This is a genomic window from Bacteroides sp. DH3716P (assembly GCF_025914115.1).
GTDB classification, from domain to species: domain Bacteria; phylum Bacteroidota; class Bacteroidia; order Bacteroidales; family Bacteroidaceae; genus Bacteroides; species Bacteroides ovatus.
Map to the genome: position 1 here is coordinate 1340095 of NZ_CP083673.1, position 12514 is coordinate 1352608.

The window sequence follows — 12514 nt, forward strand, 5'->3', positions numbered from 1 at the left end:
CAAATATTATATCGAAACGAATACCTATTTATCAAAATACTGGATCAAATCATACGCATTAAAATTCAATTCGCGGGCAAAGAAAGATAAATAAGGAAACAACTGATAAGAGTTATCATAAAGACCCTTATTGGCAGGTTTCGACGAATTATCCGTACCATCATCATCCTGATATTTAAACCAATGCCATCCGATACAATTCTTAGCCTCAAGCAATCCTAATGTAAAATGCTGATAAGCATAAGCCCTCTCATTTTGTGTAGGAACAGAATACCCGGCTCCCGACTGGTTATTCAGATCGGAATCCTCCACCCCTTTCGTATAAAACTCACTTACAAGAAACGGCTTATCCGCCCAACTTGCCCAGTCTGCAATCGCTGTTGTCAGTTCGGGACTCCAACGGCTATAATAGTTGATAGAAATGACATCACAATATTTTCCGGCAGCTCTCATCACTCCCTCCATATATTTAGGAGTTCCATGCAATCGAGTCCCCAGATAAAGCAGCTTATCATCTACTTTCATCACTGCCTCTTTCACTGCTTTATAATATTTCTCTGCTACGATACCTGCAAACTCATTATTCAAGGCATCCGTCACACTTTGCACGCCCTTGGAATCCATAAAGCCTTTTGCCGCAACATAAGCCGGATCATTCGAACTGTTGATAGCCAAGAAACGATCCAAAATCCGGGAACTGTTTGAAGAGAAGTTTATCTCATTATCCGAAAAGAACCCCAAGACATTAGGATCACGCAAATAATCTGCGAAAGCACTACCTGCCAAATATGAATCACACCATTCGGCCCATCCATTATAAAACACAAGACCTGCAGCATTATCATCGCTTCCTCCGGGATAATTATAAGACTTCTCACTCTTGAACTGGCTTAGAAAAGCAAATGAAGGCGCCAAAGTCAACGGACTGCCCGGATTAGAAGCATTATGAATCTGAATCAGTGAATAAGTACCTGTACAAAAGGCACCTGTACCATGAAAGCCAATCTCGCTCAATTCACGTTGAGTAGTAGACAGCCATTTCTCATCAGTTCCAAACCTACTATTCCAAGCCGCTTTATTACGACTGGAAGTCCCCTTACGCAAAGAAGTCGCACTGCGTTCCAGATGTAAACAACCTTCCGGATCAACCAACCACCAACGTCCATCTATCTTCTTCGTATAAAACCTGCCCGTAGCTGCTTGTTTCGGAAGCGTTGTCGAACTTCCATATTTATTCACCGACTCCTGATACGCTTTCAATGTCTTAATAGCCGGTTTATATCCATCCATATAAGCAATAATACGTGTATTCCCCGTTGTCCAACTGGATATGGGAGGATAAGCACTGGAATACTTGACACTGATAGGGCGATACATATTGGCATTTAATGACGGAGCATATACCACAGAGGCTCCAGGAACGGGTAAATCTTCCGGGTATTCCGACTCCACATCTCCCCCACCCATCACTATATCAGGAGGCATAAAATTAGGGTCCTTATCATCATCATCCGTACAAGAAACCATAGGAATAGAAGTTATAAACAGTAAAGCTCCCAGTATAAATATTTTTTTCATGGTATGTATTTTATTGATTGTTATTTGATTGTTGATCGAACCAGTCGGCTAAACGATAGGCATTGATATTCAATTCTTTCATAGCATCGGCCAACGGTTTATAAAGATTGTATTCATTATCTATCAGTCCCTTGTTAGAGTCCAGGTTCGAAGGATCTGCCCCTTTTGCTGTCGGATCATTATCCTGATAACGAAACCAGTGCCATCCGACACAATTTCCACTTTCCAATAATCCTAAAACAAAATGCTGATAGGCATATCCACGCTCCTGTTGAGTTTGAACGGTAAAACCTGCTCCTGTCGTATTCGCCAGTCCGGAATCCATTCCTTTCGTATAAAATTCCGTAATGATGAAAGGCTTTTGAGCCCATTCTCCCCAATGTTTCATGGTCTTTTCACTCGGCGTCCACGCTCCATAGTAGTTAATTGCAACAACATCACAATACCTGCCTGCCGCTTCCACAATCTGGCGGATAAACTTCGGTTTTCCATGTAAACGACTGCCTAGATAGAGATGATTGGGATCATACTTCCGAATCGCTTCCGATACTACTTTATAATATCGTTCAGCTACCACCCCTGCAAACTCCTCCCGGTGCTCATCGGTTATTTGCTGCAAAGTAATTCCCTGCTTTTTCAACCAGGATTCCGCATACACTCTTCCCGGATCACCAGGGTTCTGTAAAGTCAGATAACCTTCCAGATTCTTGGGTCCGAACGGAAGTTCATTATCCGAAAAATAACCAATGATGTTTTTATCCATTTTATTCGCAACCAGTTTTTGTGCCATCTCATCGCAATAAGTCTCGAATTCCGGGTCAAAAACGAAAATACACTGATTAGGATATCCCGTGTTACCAGGCAACTGATAAGTTCCTCCCCGTTTCTTACCATATCCGCTCATCAAGTTGAGAATGATTGAGCGGGTCAAGACCTCCTTGTGGGATGCATTGTAAGAAGCAATCGCCTCTTCGTTACTCCAAGAGCCCGTACCGGAAAAGCCCAGTGAATGAATCATCTGTGCTGTTCTTTCGATCCATTTTTCTTCCGTACCAAATTTGTCCAGCATCGCTTGTTTATTGCGTTCGGAAGTCCCCAAACGTACTCCAACCACCACTTTCTGCAAATGCCGATATCCGTCGGGATCAATCATCCACCAACGATTTCCAATACGTTCTACTCTAAAAAATCCAGTAGCCCGGTGTTTCGGAGCATCCCAATCACTTCCATACTCATTTACATGCACTTTATCAGTAGCTTTAAAACCATCCAATTGAGCAATGGTACGGGTATCATACTCCTTCCATGGAAGATCTTTCTGTCCTTTCACCCACGGACGGGCAGTGACCTTAAATGTACGTCCCTGCCCATAACCCAACTGGGATAACAGCAGTAAAAACAATATAACTATACTATTTTTCATCTTCTAATATTCTTTTACGATTCGTATTGCATTTAAAATAGGCACAGACTCTACCGCTCCAAAACGAACGACAAGCCCTTTTCCCTGTGAAACCGGAACAATATACTTTTTAATGACCGCACGTTCGGAACCGTATTCTTCTGCAATATTCATTTGCCCGGCAACAGATACCCCATTTATATCCACAGAAAATACCCGGTTTGCATACTCCTCTTTCACCACATCATTTCCTAAATTATACACCAAAGCCTCTCTCTTATTTTCAGAAGTAAGTTCCGTCCAATACAAATATACAGCATAGACACCATCCGGCACATCCGCTTTAAAGGCCTCAATACCTACCCGTTGCGTCTGAAAGATAGGATCCTGATCCGTTCCCAGTATATCAGTGTCGCTGGCAGGCAAAGAACCGTAACGAGTCTTGTTCGGAGCCACTTCTCCGCCAATATATCCCCATGAGCCTTTTTCATAAGCCTGTTCCGGTATCCAACACAGTTCTGCTGTCCGATCCTCGAAATAACGTTGAGCACCCAGTAATACATTGACTTCCGTAAAGCCGTTCTTCACATTGACACATTGGAAATTGCAAACATACTGGTCACGATATTCGCGTCCCTCTTTTTCAATTACAGCATCTACCACATTTTCTCCGTTGATAAAAGGAATATCCACAGAAACGACCTTATCCGATACCGGATATACTCCCAAACTCTTTCCATTTAAAAAGACTTCCACCTTATCTGCATTGGTATACACCTTCAAAGGTTGCGTACAGCTCTTTCCATCCCGACTGGCTCCTGCCCTGTTCTTCCACGATTTAGAAGCAATGTGCAGGACAGGTGCCTCTTTCAGATAAGCCTGATAAAGATAATATCCATCTTTACGTTCTCTATCCATACTTACCAACCCTTTATTGTTCACATGAGGCATAGCGTTTCTTCTGGCTTCGGAATAAAAATCATTCAAGTTCCAAACCATAGCTCCCACGATATAATCCCTCTTTAGAATTTCAGGCAAGTAATGTTCGTGGTAGATGGAACCAAATTCACAACTAAAATCAAACCGCATCGGCGAAAAAGAGTGAATACGAGTATCCACATCCGCCCCATATTCGGTAATGAGCAACGGTTTGTGAGGAAACTCCCTGTGAAGTTCTTCCAGTTTCTCTTCAAATCCACTCAAGCTACCACCATACCATCCATTATAAAGATTAAAACCCAATAGCATCGGTAATTCTGCAATTCCTGCTTCCTGATAGATTTGAGAAGTAGAATGACAAGGCAACATGGTATAGCGTTCCGAATCCAGACTTCTGATCTGCGCCTCAATCGCCGAAGCTATTTGATGAAGGAATGTCATGTAGTCCGCCCGTTCCGTCCTATTTTCCGGATTAAAAGGAGGACGCAAAAGCACTTCATTCATATAAGCCCAAATAATAACAGATGGATAATTATAGTTCTGACAAACCATCTCTGTCACCTGTTCCACGCAATTATCCATAAATGCCTTACTTTGAGTGATGGCATTCACTACTGGAATTTCAACCGAAGTCAATAGTCCTAACTTATCACACATCTGCATCACAACCGGATCTTGCGGATAATGAGCCACTCGCAGGAAATTACTTCCCATATCCTTACTCAACTGTACATCCCGGATATGCATTTCATCCCGCAAAGCATTTCCCATTCCTTTGTAATCCTGATGCCGACTGGTACCAATCAATTTCCGATATTTCCCATTCAAGAAAAAACCTTTCTCCGCATCAAAACGATATTCACGAATTCCCAGCGGATTGACAACACAATCGAGCACCTCCTCTTTTTTATTCTTCAGACGGCTATATACCTTATACATATAAGGAGAGTCTACATCCCAACGTTTAGGCTGCGTAATAGCCATGAGCGATTCAAAAGCTACATTCTTTTCTTCTGCCTTCACATTTACTTTCTTTTGTGAAAGTGCTACTCTATTACCATCTGCATCCAAAATCTCCGTTTCAAGAATCAATGATTGATTACTCTTCAAAGCATTAGACAAGAATGTCTTTACTGAAATATCTGCTTGCAAATCCGTAATCTTCGATGCTTTGAGATACACCCCACTAGAAGCGTAATGAGTAGTAGACAGTTGCACAGGAGAAGTATACACCAGATAAACATCCCGATAGATTCCCCCGAAGAAAGTAAAGTCCGCTGAAAGAGGAGCAATATCCGGATTATGCGAGTTGTCAACGCTCACAGCTATCAGATTGCGTCCGGCATGAACATAATCAGTCACGTCAAACGTAAAAGCGGAATAACCACCTTTATGATTTCCAACAAACGTTCCATTCACAAACACATTCGTTTCCTGATTGGCTCCCTCAAAACTAAGATAGACTCTTTGTTCGGGGATCAGTTCCTCCACAGCCACCACTTTCCTGTACCAGCCTTTTCCCCGGAAATAACCGGGAATTTCATCATCTGCATCTTTTGCATTCCACGTATGAGGAATGGAAACGTCAGTCCAACCGGAAATATCAAAGTCAGCAGTAGAGGCATCTCCCTCAAAGAGGGAGAACTTCCAACCGTCATTAATCGTTTGCGTCACACGCTGACTATAAACCGTGCCGGTCATAACCAGTAACAAACAGGCTAAAATTATTTTTGGATATACCTTATACATACTTAATACCATTATTTCGAGATTGAACGGACTGCACGAACAAATCTTTTACCGTCTTTTTTAGCATTCGATTTATCCCAGGCAAGCGGTTTTCCAAAACGTACATAAAATGCGCTTGTACCGCTCGATGTTTCACGACTAGCCCAATAGGAATCTCCGGTAGCAGATGCTGCTGCCGTATTCATGATAGTTCCTCCCGCACCAGTAATCACTTGATCCCAAGCTGTACGGTTTGCTTTCTCAAAATCGGTAATCGCATCCGGGTTATTCTCCGTTGCATCTGCCACTGCAGTCCCATTATAAGTTTCAAACATCTGTTCCAAATCCGTTCTCGTAGGCCAATACCATCCGGAACCTTTATCCATACAATATTTAAGAGCGGGCATTTCTGCTGCATTCGGCAATGCTGCCAACGCAGTAGTATTTGCCAGGCCATTGTCATTGGATAAAGTTAAACCGGTAGAAGCCGGAGAGCTTGCCGTAGACCATGCCAGATTCTCTCTGTCCAACGACATAATCTTAGCCTTACCACGATTAGTGCCATCTACCCAGAACACAATGCCTCCTTTTAACGAACCATTATCCGCAATCACCTGTCCCACCGCAAACTCGGAACTTAAAAGCCCTCTTTGTGTAATAGTAACTTCTTGTTTAGGTGCATTCGCTCCGCTTCCGGCTATTACCGTAGCAGTCGTTACCCGGTTAGAACTATTCAAATTAGGCGATAATGTCCAGAAATAAAGAGTTTTACTTGTTATATCAACATACGCTTTCACCCAAGACTCATCAGTTATATTTACTGTAAATTCTGTTTCATCAGAAATCATCGTTATTCCTTCTGATTTCGTCACAGCATCAGGAGTAATAGTCACGGCATTTGTGCTTAATTCGAGAGAAGCGCCTCCTTCAGCCGCAACATTCTGATTCACCGTTACCTCCACCGACTTAGCGGCTGTGCCAGTACCGGCTGTAACCGTAGCAACAGTCGTACGAACATCGCCAGTGGTATTTTTAGATTTTGCCTTGAACGTAACTGTTGTGCCCGAAATAGTATACGAAAGCCAGGAATCATTTGCCAAAGCCACACTAAATACCGTTTTATTGGATGTCAATGTCACATTTGCTTCCGCTTCATTAGCTCCTTCCAATGTCACAGGATTTGGATTAACCGTCAATGTTGCCGGTTCTTCAGGATAAGTATAATCACCGATTGTACGCATACATCTTACAAAACGGTTGGTAGCTGTTTTATTTCCTGCATCAGCTCCCGATTTACCGAAACGTACCCAATAAGCTTGATTACCTGCTGCGTTTTCCGTACTCGACCAATAGCTTTCGCCATTGCCCGAACCGGCAGCTTCGTTCATCACATCACCTTGTAAATCAGTCAACATCTTATCAAATGCAGCACGTGCCGCCTTCTCTACTTCCGTCAGTTTATCAGGTACGGCTGAAACAAAATCCGGATCAGCATGTCCAACACCATTATAGGCATCAAACAATTCCCATAATTCATCGCGGGCAGGCAGATACCACCCGTCACCCAATGACTGGCAATATGCTACCGCATCATTTGCCGACGGAGAAGTGAACAAGGCAGAATTAGCATATCCGTTGACAGTGGAAAATGCACTATGAGGCATCACAGAAGCCTCAAAAGGATTCCCTCCCTGACGTTTCACTGAAACCGCTTTTCCTACCATATTATCCGAAGGATCCACCCAGAAAATCATACCGATACCCTCATCCACACTTTGTCCTATCTTCAAAGAAAGATCCGGTTCTTTAGAATCCTGGGTAACCGTCACTTCTACTGTATATGAGCCGCAAGTCAGTTTCACGACAGCCGTTCTTGCATCTTCACCATCATTTTGTGTCAAGGCCGTGTAGACAACACTTTTTGAACTTACATCTACAGAAAGCCATTCTGCTTCGTACTGTGCAACAACCTGACCGACATTGGTATATAACAGCGACGTAACAGAAGAACCCGCCGCTTTCGCCAAATTTACTTTTGTATCTTTACAATTAAATTCAGGCATCACGCGTACCGATGCATCATCGACACAGGAAAGTAACCCCAGATTTAAAATCAATAAGAAGTATATTATTTTTTTCATATTCATTCATGTTTTACAGATAATCAATCGCTTAATACCAGTTCTCATTCTGTGGGAAATTCTCTTTCCCCATCAAGTCAATCTGTTCCTGTGGAATAGGCCAACATTCGTGCTTTCCAACCACAAAACTGGTACGGCATTCCGCATAATCTTTATCCAGATAAGGGTTTTCAGCCTTCGTCTCGCCATAATGCGCTTTCACTCTTTCGCCCAAGAGTCCCAAACGTTTCAACAAAGGCCAGCGAACGCCTTCAAAATTCAACTCACGGGCATATTCATCCAAAAGTATATCCTGTGTCAGAGGACCTGCAAATTTATCATTTCCCGCACGTTCCCATGTTTTATTGTAACAGCGCAAAGCATCTGTACTCATACCTCCGTCACGACGCATATATGCCTCTGCCGCCATTAAGTAAGTTTCTGCCAGTCGATAGACAATCAGATCCTTGAAACCCGTTGTCCGGTCCGGATTATCAGCCATCGTCCATTGGTCAAAGTATTTTTTCGACATAAAATGCAGTGTTTCACAATAGCTGGAACTCTGTGTAAGAGGAATCAATTCTCCATATTTAGGAGAAGTAGGGTCATTGTATTTGAAACGGTGAACAAACAACTCATTATATCGCGTATCTTTTGCTTGATCGTACAGACTCAACAGATAGGTATTCGGATAAATACGTCCCCAACCATATCCACCCTGATCGGCCGTATTGATACAACCTGAAATTTTATTGATTCGGGTAGTGGTTTGAATAGAGACACGATGTCCGGCAACCGGAGTTCCGGAACCACCTCCACCCAAGTTTTGTGAATATTGGAAACTCCATAACACTTCCGGAGATTTCAAATCTGCCCCATTAAATACATTCTCGGCTTTCTTTTCCATCGAGTAGATGCCTTCCTGCTTAAAGATATCCTCACATTCCTCAATGGCTGTATCCCAATCTGACTCCCACATGGCAACCTGTGCACGAACATGCTTGGCAGTAGCTTTTGTTACCCGTCCATACAATACATTTCCATTATTTTGAGGAAGCGACCAGTCCAGCCCTTTCATGGCATCGTCCAAGTCAGTTGTAATCAGCGTCATCAGTTCTTCGTGAGAAGCAGGTTTGTATTCCCGTTTCAGATTGTCGACGGTGGTCGGGGTGATATTCAGATAAAGACGGTCAAAGCGTTTCCAGAGTTCAAAATAGCTCCGTCCTCTGAAGAATTTCGCTTCACTCCATGCATGGAGCACATCGCTGTCATCCAGTCCCAGGGCTTCTGCGGCTACAATAATTTCATTTGCTTTTCCAATAATACCATAGTGATGTTTCCAGAACTTATTGACATCCCCAGTACTTGGAGTAAAACTCGTGTTCAAACGTCCGATTGAAGTAGAAACACCTGCTCTAAGTATCGCAATATCCGTATTAAAGTCACACATAGTAACGATGTACAGATTGGATTCATTATTATCCGCTCCACCCGGCAATTCACGAGCTAGGGAGTACAGACCTGTAACAGCTGTATTCAACCCTTCGGGAGTAGTGAACAGATAATTGTTCGTCACGTCTGTCTTTGATTCCAGATTTAATAAATCCGAGCAGGAAGCGGTCAACATTCCGCAGATGACAAAGGCTGTATATATTAACTTTTTCATAAGGATTCTTTATTTTAGAATGAAACATTGACACCAAATACATATTGTCTGGACTCCGGATAAGACCCGGGAGTCAGTTCGGGACTATAAGACTTAAATTCCGTAAATGTCAGCAAGTTAGTAGCAGTTGCATACAGACGTAATTTATGAATCGGAGTATTCTTCAATAGTCTGGCCGGGAAAGTATATCCCAATTGTAAGGTGCGTAAACGGATATAAGATGCATCCTGAATAGCGATGGCACTCAAATAAGCAGGGTCTGCGCTATAAGAAGGACGCGGGAATTCGTTCGACGGATTGAACGGAGTCCAATAATCCACCTTCACTCCATTCAGTTTTCCACGCAAAGAACCTCCGGAATTATAGTCATACAAATAACTATTCTTTATCTTTCTGCCGGAAACTCCATACCAATCCATGAACAAGTCAAATCCTTTCCAGTTCCATGTGGAAGAAAGAGAGACGGTAAATTTCGGATCTTTCCGGATAGGCACTCTGTCATCTGCCGTGATCTTTCCGTCTCCATTGTTATCACGTACCTTAACCATACCCGGTTCAATAGCGCCGCCGTAATCAATCGGGCTGTCGGCTATACCGTCATTGTTACTGTCATAGGTGTTTTTCAGCGTATATACCAGATTACCTGTACCATCACGAGTAATATCAAAATCATCATACTGAAAAATTCCGTCTACCAGATAATCATAATATACATTGATCGGTTCTCCGATAATCCATCCCTGTGCTACCTGACTGGCGGGTTTACCATTTTCATCGAGCGTATCGTCAATACGGACAATTTCATTCTTATACATACTGAAATTAGTTCCAAGCGACCAGGCAAACTCTTTCGTACGTATCACATCACCATTTAAAGAAAGATCGATACCACTGGATTTTGTCTTTCCCAGATTATCCAGCATAGTGGTATATCCAAGTGATGCATTCAAAGAGCGTTCCACCAATAAATCTTTCGTATGCGTATTGTAATATTCCACCGTACCATTCAGGCGACCATTGAAGAAACTAAAATCAACACCTAAATTAGCCGTTGCAGACTGTTCCCATTTCAGGTTCGGGTTAGAAAGCTCCTTACCCGGCAAATATCCCATCTGGAAAGTATCTCCAAACTCATATCCTTTATTATCTGCCAGCCCCAAAGTAGTGTAATTGCCGATACCGTTCTGATTACCAACAATACCATAACTGACACGTAGTTTCAGGTTATCAATCCACGACACATCTTTCAGGAAATTCTCCTGATTGACACGCCAGGCAAAAGCAGCTGACGGGAATGTACCCCATTTATTTTCTTTTCCGAAACGGCTGGAACCGTCGCGACGAACAGCCACATTCAACAGATAACGGTCTAAAAGCGAATACTGTGCACGAGCCATGAACGACACCAGATTATTTTCATTAAACTGACGACGGGGCTTGCCTGTAAACTCACCTTGAGAAATGAAATTCCAATCTTTATCTACCGGAAGATTCTCTACTGAATAGCCGATAGACTTCGAGCCATTATGGTCGACAGACTGCACACCGGTCAACGTCAACTGATGTTTCTTATTGCGGATAGGCACTTTATAAGTCACAATATTCTCAACCAGCCAGTTCTGCGTGCGTGATTCGTCGAGCACAGCTGTTCCTCCGCCTCCCGGATATTGGGAATCTTTATAGGAACCGTCTTCAGATGTCTGATTATAAACGGAAGTATTCAGACGATAATTGAATCCCTTGAAAGGCTTCACATCCATAAAAAAGTTCAGGCGGTAATTATCACGAGAAACTTCACGTCCGTAATGTTGAGCACGGTACAAAGGATTATAATTTCCTTCCGAGTTGATATACTTTGTATATTTACCATCCACATCATATATTTCCGCCAATGGGGAACTGGTAATAAAATCATTAAAGTTACCATCCTCACGATCCTGTTTAGTCATCGCATAAGAAGAATTGATGCCAAAACTAATCCACTTTGATATTTCAAAGTCCAGATTCAACCTTAAAGAAAACTTCTGGTATCCCGATCCGGTAACCACCATTCCCTGTTGGTCAAAATAGTTGGCACCTGCCGATACTTTGATTTTCTCTGTTCCTCCACGTACACTGACATCATGATTATGGTAAATTGCATTTCTGAACATTTCTTTTTCCCAGTCGATAAACTTTCCGCTGGCCCATACCCGCTGCATAACCTCGTCTTCCAATGCCTCGGCTATCGAAATCTCACGTGCATCAACAATTCCCTTATCATGTGCCTTCGCTTCACGGCGAAGCTGCATATATTCTTCGGGAGAATAGAAATCAAAATTCCTCCAGAGAGACTGGATACCCAGATAACCATTATAACTGACTTCCACCTTTCCGGCTTTACCGCGCTTGGTAGTTACCAATACCACACCGTCACTGGCACGTGCCCCATAAATAGCCTGCGACGCAGCATCCTTCAGAATTTCAACCGACTCAATATCGTCCGCACTCAACGTGCTAAACTCCGTTGCACTGGAAGGAGAACCATCTATGATATATAAAGGAGCATTGTCCGCACTGATAGAACGGGAACCGCGAATGGTAATCGAAGGAGTCGATCCCGGACGTCCGGAACTACTCGTTACATTCACACCTGCGGCACGTCCACGCAGCATATCAGCCACATTGCCGGCAGGAAAGGTTTTCATTTCATCCGCTTTGACCGAGGCTACCGAAGTTGCCACGTCACTTTTACGCTGAACGCCATAGCCGACAACGACTAATTCATCGAGCATTTTCGACTCTTCTACCATATCCACATTCAGTACCGTTTTCGTACCGACACGTATCTTCTGTTCCTTATATCCTATACAAGAGAAAACAAGGGTAGATTTTGCAGATACACTGATTGAATATTTTCCATTTACATCCGTCACTGTACCGTTAGTAGTCCCCTCCTCCATAATATTAGCTCCGGGGATTGGTCCAAGTGCGTCTGTCACAACTCCAGAAACTCTGACGTTTTGAGCACTAACCTCTAAAGAGATAAGAAAGGCTGTCAGGAACACAGCCCATTTAATTACGATGTTTTTCATACTATGT

6 protein-coding genes are annotated in these 12514 nt (G+C 42.9%); all 6 read right to left on the reverse strand.

Annotated elements, in window-relative coordinates:
- Positions 1 to 24 precede the first annotated feature (24 nt).
- From KQP79_RS04800 to KQP79_RS04825, 6 genes are read right to left on the reverse strand one after another with little or no spacing between them, the layout of a single operon-like run.
- Positions 25 to 1578 (reverse strand): hypothetical protein, encoded by a 1554-nt coding sequence (locus tag KQP79_RS04800; RefSeq protein ID WP_061447758.1) that lies wholly within the window; start codon positions 1576 to 1578, stop codon positions 25 to 27.
- Positions 1579 to 1588: 10 nt separating this feature from the next.
- Positions 1589 to 3001, reverse strand: coding sequence for a hypothetical protein (locus tag KQP79_RS04805; RefSeq protein WP_008998947.1), 1413 nt, complete (start codon positions 2999 to 3001; stop codon positions 1589 to 1591).
- 3 nt (positions 3002 to 3004) lie between these two features.
- The gene (locus KQP79_RS04810; RefSeq protein WP_061447791.1) at positions 3005 to 5668 is read right to left on the reverse strand and encodes a glycoside hydrolase family 2 TIM barrel-domain containing protein; all 2664 of its coding nucleotides are present in this window, start codon (positions 5666 to 5668) and stop codon (positions 3005 to 3007) included.
- A gap of 11 nt (positions 5669 to 5679) precedes the next feature.
- Positions 5680 to 7794: a BACON domain-containing protein gene (locus tag KQP79_RS04815; RefSeq protein ID WP_061447757.1), complete on the reverse strand. Its 2115-nt coding sequence runs from the start codon at positions 7792 to 7794 to the stop codon at positions 5680 to 5682.
- Between the two features lie 25 nt (positions 7795 to 7819).
- Complete coding sequence (locus KQP79_RS04820; protein WP_004306542.1) at positions 7820 to 9433, reverse strand: RagB/SusD family nutrient uptake outer membrane protein; 1614 nt, start codon at positions 9431 to 9433, stop codon at positions 7820 to 7822.
- Between the two features lie 14 nt (positions 9434 to 9447).
- Complete coding sequence (locus tag KQP79_RS04825; protein ID WP_061447756.1) at positions 9448 to 12507, reverse strand: SusC/RagA family TonB-linked outer membrane protein; 3060 nt, start codon at positions 12505 to 12507, stop codon at positions 9448 to 9450.
- Between the last annotated feature and the right edge of the window lie 7 nt (positions 12508 to 12514).